Annotated in this window: 14 protein-coding genes and 1 riboswitch; of the genes, 7 read left to right on the plus strand and 7 right to left on the minus strand. The window is 51.9% G+C overall.

Going from position 1 to position 14,471, the window contains the following annotated elements:
* Window positions 1-466 precede the first annotated feature (466 nt).
* A complete protein-coding gene (locus ABE504_RS24220; RefSeq protein WP_430093708.1) occupies window positions 467-2,719 on the minus strand; it encodes an FAD-dependent oxidoreductase in 2,253 nt (750 codons plus the stop codon).
* Window positions 2,720-2,895: 176 nt separating this feature from the next.
* Between ABE504_RS24220 and ABE504_RS24225 the strand changes: the two genes are divergently transcribed.
* Complete coding sequence (locus ABE504_RS24225) at window positions 2,896-3,723, plus strand: helix-turn-helix domain-containing protein (protein ID WP_430093711.1); 828 nt, start codon at window positions 2,896-2,898, stop codon at window positions 3,721-3,723.
* Here ABE504_RS24225 and ABE504_RS24230 read toward each other — a convergent pair.
* Window positions 3,720-4,319, minus strand: a complete 600-nt coding sequence (locus ABE504_RS24230) for a TetR/AcrR family transcriptional regulator (protein WP_430093713.1) — start codon at window positions 4,317-4,319, stop codon at window positions 3,720-3,722. The genes ABE504_RS24225 and ABE504_RS24230 overlap by 4 nt on opposite strands.
* 144 nt (window positions 4,320-4,463) lie before the next feature.
* On the opposite strand from ABE504_RS24230, the gene ABE504_RS24235 reads away from it, so the two are divergent.
* The 3 genes from ABE504_RS24235 to ABE504_RS24245 all read left to right on the plus strand — a co-directional run bounded on the left by ABE504_RS24235 (window position 4,464) and on the right by ABE504_RS24245 (window position 7,013).
* Window positions 4,464-5,360, plus strand: coding sequence for an ABC transporter ATP-binding protein (locus ABE504_RS24235; protein WP_430093715.1), 897 nt, complete (start codon window positions 4,464-4,466; stop codon window positions 5,358-5,360).
* Window positions 5,357-6,169, plus strand: coding sequence for an ABC transporter permease subunit (locus ABE504_RS24240; protein WP_430093717.1), 813 nt, complete (start codon window positions 5,357-5,359; stop codon window positions 6,167-6,169). Before ABE504_RS24235 ends, ABE504_RS24240 begins: the two co-directional genes overlap by 4 nt.
* A gap of 175 nt (window positions 6,170-6,344) precedes the next feature.
* Window positions 6,345-7,013 (plus strand): NAD-dependent epimerase/dehydratase family protein, encoded by a 669-nt coding sequence (locus ABE504_RS24245; RefSeq protein ID WP_430093719.1) that lies wholly within the window; start codon window positions 6,345-6,347, stop codon window positions 7,011-7,013.
* Between the two features lie 82 nt (window positions 7,014-7,095).
* Here ABE504_RS24245 and ABE504_RS24250 read toward each other — a convergent pair whose 3' ends face one another.
* The 3 genes from ABE504_RS24250 to ABE504_RS24260 all read right to left on the minus strand — a co-directional run bounded on the left by ABE504_RS24250 (window position 7,096) and on the right by ABE504_RS24260 (window position 10,425).
* Window positions 7,096-8,703, minus strand: a complete 1,608-nt coding sequence (locus tag ABE504_RS24250; protein ID WP_430093722.1) for a DUF5050 domain-containing protein — start codon at window positions 8,701-8,703, stop codon at window positions 7,096-7,098.
* A gap of 81 nt (window positions 8,704-8,784) precedes the next feature.
* A complete protein-coding gene (locus tag ABE504_RS24255; RefSeq protein ID WP_430093725.1) occupies window positions 8,785-9,279 on the minus strand; it encodes a dihydrofolate reductase in 495 nt (164 codons plus the stop codon).
* A gap of 9 nt (window positions 9,280-9,288) precedes the next feature.
* Window positions 9,289-10,425 (minus strand): hypothetical protein, encoded by a 1,137-nt coding sequence (locus ABE504_RS24260; protein ID WP_430093728.1) that lies wholly within the window; start codon window positions 10,423-10,425, stop codon window positions 9,289-9,291.
* 447 nt (window positions 10,426-10,872) lie between these two features.
* Here ABE504_RS24260 and htpG point away from each other — a divergent pair, with 447 nt between their 5' ends.
* Entirely contained in the window at window positions 10,873-12,753 is a 1,881-nt protein-coding gene (htpG, locus tag ABE504_RS24265) for a molecular chaperone HtpG (RefSeq protein WP_430093729.1), read from the plus strand.
* A gap of 56 nt (window positions 12,754-12,809) precedes the next feature.
* Here htpG and ABE504_RS24270 read toward each other — a convergent pair whose 3' ends face one another.
* Entirely contained in the window at window positions 12,810-12,980 is a 171-nt protein-coding gene (locus ABE504_RS24270) for a hypothetical protein (protein ID WP_430093730.1), read from the minus strand.
* Between the two features lie 85 nt (window positions 12,981-13,065).
* Window positions 13,066-13,160, plus strand: a riboswitch (cyclic di-GMP riboswitch).
* 42 nt (window positions 13,161-13,202) lie between these two features.
* Here ABE504_RS24270 and ABE504_RS24275 point away from each other — a divergent pair.
* Window positions 13,203-13,391, plus strand: a complete 189-nt coding sequence (locus tag ABE504_RS24275; RefSeq protein WP_430093733.1) for a hypothetical protein — start codon at window positions 13,203-13,205, stop codon at window positions 13,389-13,391.
* A gap of 236 nt (window positions 13,392-13,627) precedes the next feature.
* Here the strand turns inward: ABE504_RS24275 and nrdR are convergent, their stop codons facing one another.
* Entirely contained in the window at window positions 13,628-14,107 is a 480-nt protein-coding gene (gene nrdR / locus ABE504_RS24280) for a transcriptional regulator NrdR (protein WP_126139500.1), read from the minus strand.
* A gap of 121 nt (window positions 14,108-14,228) precedes the next feature.
* Between nrdR and ABE504_RS24285 the strand changes: the two genes are divergently transcribed.
* A complete protein-coding gene (locus ABE504_RS24285; protein ID WP_126139499.1) occupies window positions 14,229-14,444 on the plus strand; it encodes an alpha/beta-type small acid-soluble spore protein in 216 nt (71 codons plus the stop codon).
* Window positions 14,445-14,471: the final 27 nt, after the last annotated feature.

Raw genomic sequence — 14,471 nt, forward strand, 5'->3', positions numbered from 1 at the left:
AGATGAATTTGTTTAAGTACCGGTTCGAGCACATTTGGAAGCCATTGTTTCAGTTGGTGGTGCGGAGGGGGGAATGGGCTTGGGAGCGGTGGTAGCCCATTTCGTCAGATTTAAGAGGGGCTGACCCCTTTTAGCTCGCGAAAATCGCGCCTTTTCGCGATGCTAACTAGGGCCAGCCACCTTTAGGTGCTCCGAATTGGCCGATTTCCGCTCATTTCGCCAACTTTAAGAGGGGCTGACCCCCTTTAGCTCGCGAAAATCGCGCCTTTTCGCGATGCTAACTAGGGCCAGCCACCTTTAGGTGCTCCGAATTGGCCGATTTCCGCTCATTTCGCCAACTTTAAGAGGGGCTGACCCCCTTTAGCTCGCGAAAATCGTGCCTTTTCGCGATGCTAACTAGGGCCAGCCCCTTCTAGCTGCTATGAAACGGGCGCCAATCGCCCGCTTCGTCCAACCCCGCCCCACGCTACGCGTAGGCGCGGATCTCCACAATCTCGGCGCACGGACTGCCGTTCGTCGCCTCCACCACCAGCCGCAGCCGCTCCGTCTCCACGGCTGCGTCCAGCACCAACCGCCGCGTCCGCTTGCGGTTGCCTTCAACCCGGCGCAGCGTGTGCCACGCGCCGCCAACCCAAGCTTCGAGCCGGAAGTCCCGGACCAGCTCGGGCATAACCTCCTGCTGCGTCCGGAACGCATGCAGGTTGATCAAATCCTCGTGGACGTTATCATTGAACGTCACCTGAATCTCCCGCACACGCTGGGCCTGATCCCAGCGCAGCTCCAGCCATTCCTCGCGACCGGCCGCCATCGGCTCGGAGAGCCACACATGCATGGTTCCATACGGCCGCAAGTAGCCGTCCGTCACATGGGCCGCCGCAAACGCATCCGTACGACCCATGGCCCGGAAGCAGATCGGCTTGCGGTCGATCCCTTTTTTCATGCTCCACAGTACGACCAGCTGCTCCGGCTCATGATGCTCCAAATCCTTGGACACCACCGGCGGCGTGCCCTTCACAAAAGCGATCGCCCCCGTCTGCGGCGCATCCGCATGATACACCGTCACCGCGGGGTTCGCCCGTACGATGACGAACGCATTTTGCGCTGTTTCCGGCTCCCAGACGAGCGGGAACGATACCCACTGTCCTCCGCCCGCCTCCACGCGAGCCTCGACCGCACCAAGCCTCCGGCCCGGCACGTAATTCTCCGCGCGGCCCGTATCCCACAGTTCCACGCGGAGCGTCGTCGCCTCCGCTGCGTCCACAAGCAGCTCAAAGCCGTCCAGCCGCGGCTCCACCGGGAACAGCACAGCGACGTCGTCCAGCAGCACCCGCGGCTCCACCGCGCGCTCTATGCCGAGCGACGCCAAGGTCGAAGACGCGGTCACGGCCGCCGACCGCGCCAAATCCCGCTCATCGCGATTCGCCACGCCGATGAGCGACGCATCCTGCCGCAGCAGCACCTGCTGCAGCTCTGCGATATGTCCGCGGTACAGCTCCCGCGGGGTCACGCCCTTCTGCACGCACAGCGCAGCCCCTGCGCCGGCGGCCTCGCCCATGACGGCGCACGTCGCCATCACGCGCGTCGTGCCGAAAGCGACGTGCGAAGCGCTGATATTGCGCCCCGCCATCAGCATATTCCGGACGTTCACGGAATACAACGAACGGAACGGAATGTGATAGACGCCGTCCGAATGCAGATGCTTCGAGCCGCTCTCGGAGGCATACATGCCTTGCGGCGGATGCAGGTCGATCGACCAGCCCCCGAAGGCGACGCGGTCCTCGAATGGCGTCTGCGCTAGAATATCGTTTTGATTCAGAATATAATCCCCCTCAAAACGCCGATACTCCCGCTTCCCAGGCAGCGCGCCCACCCACTCGAGCGTCATGTTCTGCGCCTCGAAATTGCCGGAGTTTTTGATATAATCCCAAATGCCGTAAATGACCGACCACAGCTCATCCCGAATCCGCTCATTTTCATGCACCGTATCCAGCTCGCCACCCCACTCGATCCACCAATAATGGCAGCCCGAATCGCCGCTGCGGATGACGCGCTTGATCGGAATGGACGTGGTTGTAATGTCCTTCGCAAAGCTCGGCGGATGATACTTCACCGGATGCCCGACGTCTTTGGTATAAAATAAGATCGTGCTGCCAAGCGTAATCTCGTCCGCCACCTCCGGCGCCCAAGCCTCGCCGAATTCGCTGCGCGCTTCGCGGCCGATCCGGTATTTCGCGCCAGCGAGAAAACCGATCAAACCGTCGCCCGTGCAATCGAGGAACACCTCGCTCTCGAACCGGATTCTGCGCTCCGAGCCCATCATCCAGCCGGTAACCGACACGATCCGCCGATCGTCCTCTCCGCCTTCCGCCTCTACTTCATGCACGTCCGTGTTGAAAAAGAGTTGGATATTCGGCTCCTTTTTCACCGCTTCCAGCACAACCAGGTCCCAGATATACGGATTGCCCTCCGGGTTCTGGTACTGATTCTCTACGAACAACTCCCCCATGATGCCGGTCTCACGCGCATACCGGTTAATCCCGTGCGCCGTCGCGCCGCACACCCAGACACGCACCTCGCTGGATGCGTTTCCGCCCAGGACCGGGCGATTCTGCACCAACGTTACCGTTTGTCCGAGCCTTGCCGCCGCGATCGCGGCACAGACGCCGGAAAGACCGCCGCCTACCACGGTTATATCTGTTTTTACCGTCTCTTCTCTCATCACGATGCCTCCCACTTACTTCGAAATTAACCTCATTTTATCGCAGTGAGAGCGCTTTAATCCATGCATCCTTTCAACATTCGCATATACAAAATTTCAAGATATGCCGTCTACTCATTTGCACGATTTTCGCTTATGATAAAGGAACAAGCTTGTTCACGAAAGGAACGACACGCATGGACATTTCAGATGCCATTCACATTCGGCCCAGACTCGTCAGTCATATGTACTGGAAGGAAAAAACCGCTTTTCAATTTCGCGAGGATACGAATGAATACTGGGTTGTTTTTGCCGTGGAGAGCGGGCGCTTTACGTATCAAATCGGGGAAGAAGAAGGTGTCGGCGGCTTCGGAGATCTTGTCATTTGCCCGCCTGGGGTCGTTTTCCGCCGCGAGGTCGTGCAGCCTTTATGGTTTCATGTGATGAACTTTGACTGGATTCAAGATGACGGCCACACGCCGCCGGCGAACCTCCTCCCATCCGGAAAAATCGCCATTCAGGATCTGGGTCGTCTCTCATCCAACTATGCGTATTTGAAAAAATGGTACGACTTCGGCGGCCCCTCGTCGCATGCGTTCCGGCATCATGTCCTGACCGACATTTGGATGCAGTACGCCGAAGAAAACGCCGCCGTCAGGCAGACCCACTCCGCCTCCTGGGCATCGAGCGAATCCACCGGCAAAGACGCCTTGATCCATCAAGCCGTCCAGATGATGCAGGAGTCCGCCGACACGTCCTGCTCCCTGAAAGCCATCGCCCAGGAGCTCGGCGTCACGCAAGTCCAATTCACCCGCCGCTTCAAAAAATCGACCGGCATGCTGCCGATCGACTACTTAACGACGCTGCGTCTGCAAAAGGTTCAACGGCTGCTGCTCGACAGCGATCTCACCTTGCAGCAAATCGCCGGCCAGAGCGGCTTTGAGAACGAATTTTATCTCAGCCGGGTGTTCAAGAAGCGTATGCACATGTCGCCCTCCTACTACCGGAAGCTGCACAGGCTCTAGTTATGCGCGGAAACGCCGTAAAAAAACAATTGCGTCATCTCCTCAATCAATTGATCCATATTCGTGTCGGCATTCACATAATCCAAAAGCGTACTCGCCTGACTCGTCAGCATATTCATGTACATGACGATGGTCGAGGTCGATATCTTTTCCGAAATCTCACCGGATTTCTTGCCGTCTTCAATGAGCCTGACCACAAGCGGAATGCCCTTTTTCATATATTCGTCTTTCACAAAGGCGGCCAACACAGGATCCTCCTGCCACAATTTCTTCATCGTCGCGATGCCGAATGTGCGGGAGTTTTTCTTTTTCTGAAAAACGATATGTTCGATTTTCTCCCTTAGCGTATGTTCGCTGGCAAGATAATCTTCGAATTCGTCGATCGTTTCCCGGATATACGCCATGAACACGTCCCGGATCAGCTCTTCCTTGCTGCCAAAATAGTTGTAAATCGTCACCTGCGAAACGCCGGCTTTTCCGGCAATTTCCGTGATCTTCAGCTTTTTCGCATCCTCTGTCTGCAGCAGCTCCAGCGTCGCCTTCATGATTTTTTCTTTTTTAAGCTGCGCTCTTTTTTCAAATCCATTCATAGTCATCACCCGACCCCCGTAATAATGAAATTATAACATAAAAATATTTCAAAAGTCTTGACGGCATGTTGGAACAGGAGTAACATGAGTTTTGAAATTAATTGATCACAATATTTCATAACTTTGAATCATCCTTGGAGGTGGCTGCGAATGCTGACCGTATCCCATTTAACAAAAGCATTCCCGGGCGGTAAGGGCATTTTCGATGTGTCGTTTACGGTGGAAAAAGGGGAAGTCTTCGGATTTCTTGGGCCTAACGGCGCCGGGAAATCGACGACCATCCGGCATATCATGGGATTTATGAGGCAGGATCAGGGGACTGTTACGGTGCACGGACTCGATACGTGGACGAAGCAGGGCGAAGTTCAGAAGTACGTCGGCTACTTGCCGGGAGAAATCGCGTTTATCGAGGGCATGACCGGCAGTTCGTTCCTGGATTTTATGGCGGAGCTGCAAGGCGTCAAAGAGAAGCGGCAGCGCCGCGACGAGCTGATTCGCCGGTTTCAATTCGATGTGAACACGCCCATCCGCAAAATGTCCAAAGGGATGAAGCAGAAAGTCGGGATCGTCGCCGCGTTCATGCACGAGCTGGAAGTCATTATTTTGGATGAACCGACCTCTGGTCTGGATCCTTTAATGCAAAAAGTGTTCATCGACCTCGTCCTCGAGGAAAAAGCGAAAGGCACGACATTCCTGATGTCGTCCCACAGCTTCGCCGAAATCGAGCGCACCTGCGACCGCGCCGCCATTATTAAAGACGGCCGGCTCCTCACCGTCAAAAACATTCATGAGCTGCAATCGATGCAGCGCAAGCTGTTCGAGGTCACGTTCGAGCGGCTGGAGGATGCCGAAGCTTTTGCCAGGACGTCCGGCCTCGCCGTCGAATCCCGGGAAGGCAACCGCGTCCGCGTGGCTGTGCAGGGCGCTTACCAGACCTTCCTTGCCGAGACCTCCCGCTATGCGGTTCGCAACGTCGATGTGTTCACACAGAGCCTGGAAGACATCTTTATGAACTACTACGACCGCAAGGAGGCGAGCCAAGCATGAATAGTGCCTTATATAAGCATATGATGAAAATCCATCTCAAAGGCATCATGAACTATGCGTTCGGTTCCGCTTTTTATATTCTGCTCATGTTCTGGCTGTACCCGAGCTTCGCAACCGATAACAAGGCGCTCGATGATCTCATCAAATCGCTGCCCAAAGGCATTACCAACGCGTTCAACCTCGGCAGCGGCTTCGGCACCGTGGAGGCGTTTATCTCCGGCGAGTTTTATGGGCTGCTGCTCGTGCTGATCGTCGCCATCTTCTGCGTGATGTTCAGTACACAGCTCATCGCCAAGCTGGTGGATCAAGGCGCCATGGCGTATCTGCTCGCCGTCCCAACGACGCGCGGCAAAGTGGCGATGAGCCAGGCGCTCGTGCTCTTCAGCGGCTTGTTCCTGATCATGGCCGTCACGACTTTGTGCGGGTTTGCCGGCTACGCGCTGTTTATCGGCGATTTGAGTGATTTTAACGGCGGCGCCTACTTACGCATGAACATCGCCGCTTTCCTGCTGTTCTTTGCCGTCAGCGGCATCTCCTTCCTCATCTCTTCGCTCTCGAACGATGAGAAACGGGCGATGAGCATTTCCGCGGGGCTCACCTTCGGCTTTTTCTCGTTGGATCTGCTTGGCAAATTAAGCGATGCCATCTCCTGGCTGCGCCACATCTCCTACTTCTCGCTCTATGATCCGAGCGGAATTATCAATGGCCGCACCGATCTGTGGGTGCCATGGACGATTTTGGCCGTGATTGGCCTCCTCGGCTTCGGGATCGGCATCGGCGCTTTCCGCAAGCGGGATTTGCCTCTATAAATTGCTTTATCCACGCGCTTCGCAAGCAGATTTGGTCTGCTGCGGAGCGTTTTTTCATAGCGCTGTACGGATCGGGGAAAAATTTAGTATGATACAAGCAGATCCATCTTCACAGCAGCCGTTAGCTGAGCCTGGGGATGAGGAATCTTCGGATGGAAATAAAGGAGAAGCCATTATGAACGTACTCTTACTCGGCGCTACAGGCATGGTAGGACAAAGTGTCCTGCGGGAATGCCTCCTTGATCCAGCGGTTTCGCAGGTCTACACGTGGGGACGCAGCCCGGTTTCCGTTACCCACGCCAAACTCCATAGCTTTGTGCAAAAAGATTTGACAAACCTTGGCCCGCTCCAGGAAGTGCTGCCCGAGATCGACGCCTGTTTCTTCTGCCTCGGCGTGTCGTCGGCGGGCATGAGAGAGGAGCAGTATCGCGCCGTTACGTACGATCTCACCATGCAGTTCGCGCGCGAGCTTGTCCGGCTTCAGCCGAACCTGACGTTCCTCTACGTCACCGGCGCCAGCACAGACAGCACAGAGCAGGGCCGCGTCATGTGGGCGCGTGTCAAAGGAAAGACCGAGAACGACTTGCTCAAGCTCCCGTTCAAAGCCGCCTACATGTTCCGCCCCGGCGGGATCATCCCGAAGAACGGCGTGCGCTCCAAAACCGGCTGGGTGCAGGCGATTTACACCGTCATGCGGCCGCTTTTTCCTCTTTTGGAAAAAGCCTCCCCGAACAGCATCACAACGTCCGTGCAAATCGGCCGCGCCATGATCAACGCCGCACGGCACGGCTATCCGCAGCCGATCGTGGAAGTGAAAGACATTCGGAAGCTTGCCGAGGGATAGCTGCAAGAAAAAGGCAGTCGGAGGATGAGGATTCATCGTCCTGACTGCCTTTTTTTATAGTGAATACATGCCTATACTTTGGCTATTTCACTAAGAGCGTCGTTGACGCTCCAGCTTCTCTCTCCGCCGCGACCGGAAGTCCTTCATCCGAAGCCAGGACGCGCTCAATCGGATTTGCGATTTTGAGCAAAGTGTTGCCGGAATCGTCTAGAAGTTCCATCCCATAAGGGGAATCGTCCCCCATCACACAGACCAGTCGATCGCCTGCGATCTGTACGGTTTTCACCCCATCCAGAAGTAGGATCCCGTGAGGATGGTCGCCGTTTTTCAGATAAAGCGAAGTCGGTTTCTCTGGATCCGCAACCGCGGAACCGGATGACGTGTAAAAAACGTTCTCCCCCATCACGCCAAACCAAGCTACCGGCTCTTCAGTCAGTTTCGTTTCGTTCGTTCCGTCCAGCTCGGCACGGTATAACGCACCGTCCGCATCCTTGATATAGTACAAGCTGCTGCCAAATATCCGGAACTGGCCGACCGAGGCGTTTATCAGCGGAACTGCTTTCCCATCCTTGAGATTAATGCGGAAAATATAATTAAGCGCGCCTGTAGTCGGTGGGTAAGCCGATCCGATGACATAGACATCGTCGCCGATGACACGCATAGATCCCCCATCCCCGCCTACGCTGACCATGTTGGAATCGACAGTTACATGCCTGCCGTACATCATCCCGGGTTCACCAAGCAGCCGTGCCGAAGCGCGATCCTTACCTTCCGGAATCAGTGACAAATTGCCTGCAGACGGAGGATTTCCTTGATTCGCAATGACCGTGCCATTGTCGGTTTCACGGAAATCCAGATAGCCTTGCTGCACAACAGCAGCCTTCCCGTCCGGTGTAATTTTCACATAAACATCATGCCCCATCGTCGCGCCGCCCACATGGTAGCGCAGCCAGAGCACATCGTTTCTAAGTTGAAACGTCACATTTTTTTGCAAACCATATCCGGAATCAATGTCATACGTGTACACAAGCTCTTTGCTGCCCGAGCCCCCAGCAGGCGTGCGGTACACCTCATTCGTCCTGCCCTCTGTCTCCACAAAATAATAATACCCCTGATAGAGCGCCCGGTCATTGTCCGAAGGTAGCACAGCAACATCCATCACCTGTGCGTTAGACGACTGAATCGAAAGCCCATCGTCAGCATCCCACGCATACTCCCAATGAAACGCATCGTGCGCGAATCGCCATGTCAGCGGGAAATACGTTACATCGCGAAATGAAAGCAGCGGATACGGCTCCTTCGCATTATCGATGCTTTGCCCATTTACTGTGATCGCCCCTTCTGACAGTTGCGCCCGATAAGTCTCAGCATTCTTCTGCTCCGAACGATAGCCCACGTAAGCGGAGGCCACGTTCTCCTGGGCAATTTGCAGCCCTGCGCCTCCCGACCAGCTCGATTCAAGGCCCAGCAGCCGGGCATCGTACCAGGTCATGGGAACATAAGTAATCTCTTTATAGACCAATAACGGATATTCCCGATTCGTATTATCAACCAAATGTCCGTTTAAATGAACCGGGTAATTCGGGATCGTCACTTTCACATCGTTCGTCAAAGCCTGCGCTTGCCCAGGGGCGCCCAAGAACAGAAGCAGCAACCCGGACATCATCCATCCGCTACGTTTCCTATTCACGTCGCTTCCTCCATTCCATCGCATCTTCCAATCATTACTACTCCCACACCCTCTCAACCCGCACCATATACATCGTCGTTGTTACTCGCTGACCTTCTTTTCATACACATGAAAATAATACGTATACGGATTGCGCTCATCCATAACACCTTGCTCCCTGCTAACCTCATGCCACTCGCTGTAGTCCACTTCCGGGAAATACGTATCCCCTTCAAATTGATGATGGATGACAGTCAAATACATCTTCTTCACAAAAGGCACAAACATCCGATAAATCTGTTCCCCGCCAAAAATAAACACCTTTTCGTCATCCTGGCACAGCTCCAATACCTCTTCCACAGAATGGGCCATTTCACAACCTTCGATCCGCAAGCCCTTGTCTCTGCTGACCACAATGCTTCTTCGATCAGGCAGGGCCCTTCCGATCGATTCAAAATTCCTTCGTCCGAGCACAATCGTATGCCCTTTGGTAATACGGTTCACATACTTCCAGTCGTTCGGAATCCGCCACGGAATATCGTTGTCTTTTCCAATGACCCGGTTGCTGTCCATCGCGGCAATTAAGTAGATGTTCATGGCATCCCCTTACTTTAGACTCTTTAATAACTGTAAACAACCGTGAACCCACTCGACGGATCCTTCAAGCCGGCTTCCTGTTAGACGACTGTCTCGGAGAGTTGCATATATCTGATCTTTTGAAATGCTTAAATCAATTAAAGTGGATACATCCGTATTCCTACTAATCTCCAGAACATAATCATAATATGTTCCCGTCAACCCAAACTCTGTGCTATTAAGAGGAATATCTTGCAGCGCTTTGTTGATGAGTTCCTCCTTATCCTCGTAAAACAAACTGCACCCGTTGTCATAGAGCTTATAAAAATCCACACCATTTTTATCTACCTTTAAAGCTACATTGCTCATATGCCTGTCCGTTTGCCTGGTAATGAAATCGAGTAGGATCATCTTCTGGATCTGAACTTTAAATTCAGGCACAATTTCGAGCAAGTTCCGATACTCGTTATCCCCCACTGCGACTCCCGAAAAAAGCCTTCGCAAGTGCACGATAAATTCTTCAGCAAAGTTGTATTCAAATTTAGAGAATGCAACTGTGTCCCTGCTATTTTCCACAAGCCAAGACGGGCAACAGTCTACCCCCAGAAGCTTCCCGAGTTCATAGACAGCTACTTCGGATTCTACATCGGAGCTGTAAGGATGCAGCCTCTTCTTAAAAATGCCGTAACTTCCGCGACTTACGCCGTATCGCTTCTCATTGACACCCTCTGGGGATAGTAAAGAATCGCCTTGAAGATCCAATTTTTTCACAAAGATTTGGCTAAAAACCTCCGAAACAATCTCATCAAATGGTTCAGACGGTTCCGTAGAAAGCCACAACAAATCCCTTGCATTTAAGGCGCGGGTTACATTCGCAAGTGAGAACTCATCATATTCGGTTAAGGAGCAGCGGCGCAATATTTTTTCTATATCCCGCCGCGACCGGCTGGGCAAGCGTTCGCTCAAGAACTCCCTGAATTCAGCAGGTGTCCACTCTCTTTTTCCACCTGTCGTGTAGGCAACTGTTATGTTGAACGTTGGATCGCTGAATGAAACATGCCCATCGTCCTCAATGGTTGCAATAATATCATTGTGCCATTTCAAATATCGCAAAGGCGCGGGACTTTTCCTAATGCTCAATCTGGATAAAAGGTCATTATGATTCATTACCGGCGCCTCCTTCGAAAATCGTACCTTCATCAATTATGAAAATTATACCATACGCCTGCTTGCGAGTGGAAAAAGATACCTTGGATCAGTAAAATTAAGTTTTAGATTAGATGACTCTTAATTACACCAACTGGCATGCAGGGGGTTTCTTGCTTAAGCATATTTATCTCATCACGGGAGTTTCAAGTGGTCTCGGTGCAGCCCTATCGAAACAACTTTTATTTGAAGGCAATACGGTATTCTGTTTATCACAGTGCATATTCCTTCGCTTGACACCGCTGCCGATTACTCATCCCGACAACGCCCCCCGCCTCTTTCAAACCGCAAATGAATTGACTTTAACTAACAAGGATGATATAAAAAAGAGTATATAGCACTCACTGAACGAGAGTGCTAACGGGCGTGCAGCCCATACCTTTTTACATAGGGAAAGGAGATTTACAAGTGGAAAAGAAGCAGTTTCAAGCCGAATCCAAGCGATTGCTGGAAATGATGATCAACTCGATCTACACACAGCGGGAAATCTTTCTAAGAGAGCTGATCTCCAACAGTAGCGATGCGATCGACAAAATTTATTACAAAGCGTTAACCGACGACTCGCTCGTTTTTGACAAAGATAACTATTACATCCGCATCACCGCGGACAAAGACAACCGCACGCTGACGATTCGCGATACCGGGATCGGGATGACGAAGGAAGAGCTGGAGAATAACCTCGGGGTGATTGCGAAGAGCGGCTCGTTGGCGTTTAAGAAGGAAAATGAAGCCAAGGACGGTCATAACATCATCGGCCAGTTCGGGGTAGGCTTCTATTCCGCCTTCATGGTCGCCGACCTGATCACTGTTACAAGCCGAGCGCTCGGCAGCGACACGGCGTACCGCTGGGAGTCCTCAGGGGCCGAAGGTTACACCATTGAGCCCGCAGAGAAGGCTGAGGTAGGGACGGAAATCGTCCTCCACATTAAACCGAATACCGAGGATGACAGCTACGATGAGTTTTTGGAGGAATATCGCCTCAAAGCCATCGTCAAGAAATACTCCGACTTCATTCGCTATCCGATCAAGATGGACGTGTCCTCCCGCCGCCTGAAGGAAGGCACGGAGAACGAATACGAGGACGTGAAGGAAGAACAGCACGTTAACTCCATGGTGCCGATCTGGCGCAAGAACAAAAGCGAGCTGACCACCGAAGATTACGAGAAATTCTATCACGAGAAGCACTACGGCTTCGACAAGCCGCTGAAACATATCCACGTCAGCGCGGACGGCTCCGTCGTCTACCAAGCGATCCTGTTCATTCCGGAAAGCATGCCGTTCGACTACTACTCCAAAGAGTACGAGAAAGGCCTCGAGCTCTACGCAAACGGCGTCCTGATCATGAACAAATGCGCGGATCTGCTGCCTGACCATTTCTCCTTCGTCAAAGGGATGGTCGATTCCGAAAGCTTGTCGCTGAACATCTCCCGCGAGATGCTGCAGCACGACCGCCAGCTGAAGCTGATCGCGAAGAACATCGCCAGCAAAATCAAGAGCTCGCTCCAAAGCATGCTTAAAGACGAGCGCGAGAACTATGAGAAGTTTTATAAAGCGTTCGGCAGACAGCTGAAATTCGGCGTCTACAACGACTACGGCGTGAACAAGGAACAACTGCAGGATCTGCTGATGTTCCACTCTTCCAAAGAGAAGAAGCTTGTTACACTCGAGGAGTACGTATCCAGAATGCCGGAAGATCAAAAGTACATTTACTATGCTTCCGGAGAATCGATGGAGCGTATCGACAAGCTGCCGCAAACAGAGATTGTATCCGATAAAGGCTACGAAATCCTATACTTCACCGACGATATTGACGAGTTCGCGATCAAGATTCTGACTTCCTACAAAGAGAAGGAGTTCCGCTCCGTCTCCAGCGGCGATCTTGGCATTGACGCTGAAGAGAACAAGGACGATGACGCGGCAGACAAAGCCGACAACAAGGACCTGTTCGACTACATGAGCTCCCAGCTCGCAGGTAAAGTCTCGAGCGTAAAAGCCTCCAAACGTCTGAAGAAGCATCCGGTCTGCTTGTCGACCGAAGGCGATGTGACGATCGAAATGGAGAAGATCCTGAACGCGATGCCGAACAATCCCAACGTCAAAGCGGAGAAGGTACTTGAGATCAACGTGAACCACGAGGTGTTTACTTCGCTCAAGGATGCTTTCAACAGCGATAAGGATAAGCTCAATCTGTACACCGCGCTGCTGTACAATCAAGCGCTGCTGATTGAAGGACTGCCGCTGCAGGATCCGGTTGAATTTACGAACGATATTTGTAAAATCATGGTGTAATTCAAACAGGGGGCACGGAAGCCGAGAGGTGGATGTGCTCCTTTTTGCCTGCTAGGTTAATTCGAGGCAGATTCTTTCAAACGGTCTGTATCCACGCTAGCATTTATCGTTTCAGGCTTTGCATAAACATAAGATAATAACCGCTCTTGGTCGATGCCCAGTGCCCTTGCAATCTCCAAAATGTCAAGCTCACAATATTTTTGTGAAAACGGTTTATTAACGGACATACGCTTCAACCATCCTTCGAATTTAATGTAATAATGGAGTAGCAGCCAGCTTTTTGTGGTATAGTCTAATTACAAGCATTGTGCGGTACGATAAAGGCAAAACCATTGAAAAGTGGTGACGCAAAGCTATAGGGACTACTTCGGCAGCACACAGCGCCGATATGTCAGCCAGCTACCGCCTCCGTCCGCCATTTGCGCACGTCGACAAGGAGGAGTCTTACGATGAGGAAAATGGTGATTGATGGGAATATGAGCGTAGATGTGAAACAGTTGATTGATCATCTGCATCTTCCGGAAAGCGAAATCTTGGATAAGTTCTCCTTTGCGTTTGGGGGTAGCGAGCTGACCGATGAAGAATCGATTCGTTTCATTCATTTTCTGAGAAGTGAACTGGACAAACAAACTCAATAAACGAATTATGCCCTATCAGCTTCAAAAATGCAGTCGGTTGCTGTCTATAGATTCATACTTTTTTTCAACAAAAGGCCTCAGAGCATTTTCCCCGTGCTGACTGGCTTTCTAGGCATTCATCAAAAAAAGACAGCGGACGATCCGCTGTCTTTCTCGTTTTTTTGTCGCATTGCGATCAAGAAAATCCACATTTCAAGTCGACATATGGTTCCCGAGCGAAAAAAAATTTTTCAGCTCTATTTATCCCGAAGCAAAGTCCCGTCGTGCTTGCCCAAAATTTGCGTAAGCTCCTTCAGGAACATATTAATGTCTTTAAATTGCCGGTACACAGAGGCGAAGCGAATGTACGCCACTTCATCGACAGGATACAGCTGCTCCATCACGATTTCCCCGATTGCTAGGCTGTCGACTTCCGCATGCGCCGTCGTGCGCAACTGCATTTCCACTTCCGAGACCAACATCTCAAGCTGCTCCATCGACACCGGCCGCTTCTCACAAGCGCGGATCAAGCCCCGCAGTATTTTCTCTCGGCTAAATTCTTCCCGGCTTCCGTCTTTTTTAATCACGATTAACGGCGTTTCTTCAATCATTTCGAACGTCGTGAACCGCCTGGCGCATTTTTCACATTCTCTTCGTCTTCGGATGGATTTATCCTCATTGGCGGAACGGGAATCCAGCACCTTCGTCCCCGAGTGATCACAGAACGGACATTTCATTCGCTTTCATCTCCTTTCTATGTTTCTATTCTAACTCATTTTCATTCCCAAATGTTACATGTCTTGAAGCGAAACGATCTGCACACAATAGATTTACCAACTGACAAGGAGGTGAACAGACATGAGCGCAAGCAATAGTAATACTTTGGTGGTTCCACAAGCTAACGCAGCGTTGGATCAGTTGAAGTACGAAGTAGCTCAAGAGCTTGGTATCGCGATCCCACAGGACGGATACTATGGCAATATGGCTACACGTGATACTGGTGCTATTGGTGGTCACATTACTCGTCGCCTGGTGCAAATCGCAGAACAATCTCTTGCTGGTCAATTCAAGTAATCTTGATGAAGACATAGCGCTTGATGT

It is taken from the genome of Paenibacillus oryzisoli (assembly GCF_050467285.1).
In the GTDB taxonomy this organism is placed as follows: domain Bacteria; phylum Bacillota; class Bacilli; order Paenibacillales; family NBRC-103111; genus Paenibacillus_E; species Paenibacillus_E oryzisoli_A.

Excerpts from the sequence above, each read along its gene's own strand:
- ABE504_RS24275 (WP_430093733.1), top strand. The coding sequence starts at position 13,203 with ATGAGGAAAATGGTGATTGATGGGAATATGAGCGTAGATGTGAAACAG.
- ABE504_RS24235 (WP_430093715.1), top strand. The coding sequence starts at position 4,464 with ATGCTGACCGTATCCCATTTAACAAAAGCATTCCCGGGCGGTAAGGGC.
- ABE504_RS24260 (WP_430093728.1), bottom strand. The coding sequence starts at position 10,425 with ATGAATCATAATGACCTTTTATCCAGATTGAGCATTAGGAAAAGTCCC.
- nrdR (WP_126139500.1), bottom strand. The coding sequence starts at position 14,107 with ATGAAATGTCCGTTCTGTGATCACTCGGGGACGAAGGTGCTGGATTCC.
- ABE504_RS24220 (WP_430093708.1), bottom strand. The coding sequence starts at position 2,719 with ATGAGAGAAGAGACGGTAAAAACAGATATAACCGTGGTAGGCGGCGGT.
- ABE504_RS24225 (WP_430093711.1), top strand. The coding sequence starts at position 2,896 with ATGGACATTTCAGATGCCATTCACATTCGGCCCAGACTCGTCAGTCAT.
- ABE504_RS24245 (WP_430093719.1), top strand. The coding sequence starts at position 6,345 with ATGAACGTACTCTTACTCGGCGCTACAGGCATGGTAGGACAAAGTGTC.
- ABE504_RS24255 (WP_430093725.1), bottom strand. The coding sequence starts at position 9,279 with ATGAACATCTACTTAATTGCCGCGATGGACAGCAACCGGGTCATTGGA.
- ABE504_RS24270 (WP_430093730.1), bottom strand. The coding sequence starts at position 12,980 with ATGTCCGTTAATAAACCGTTTTCACAAAAATATTGTGAGCTTGACATT.
- ABE504_RS24285 (WP_126139499.1), top strand. The coding sequence starts at position 14,229 with ATGAGCGCAAGCAATAGTAATACTTTGGTGGTTCCACAAGCTAACGCA.
- ABE504_RS24230 (WP_430093713.1), bottom strand. The coding sequence starts at position 4,319 with ATGACTATGAATGGATTTGAAAAAAGAGCGCAGCTTAAAAAAGAAAAA.
- ABE504_RS24240 (WP_430093717.1), top strand. The coding sequence starts at position 5,357 with ATGAATAGTGCCTTATATAAGCATATGATGAAAATCCATCTCAAAGGC.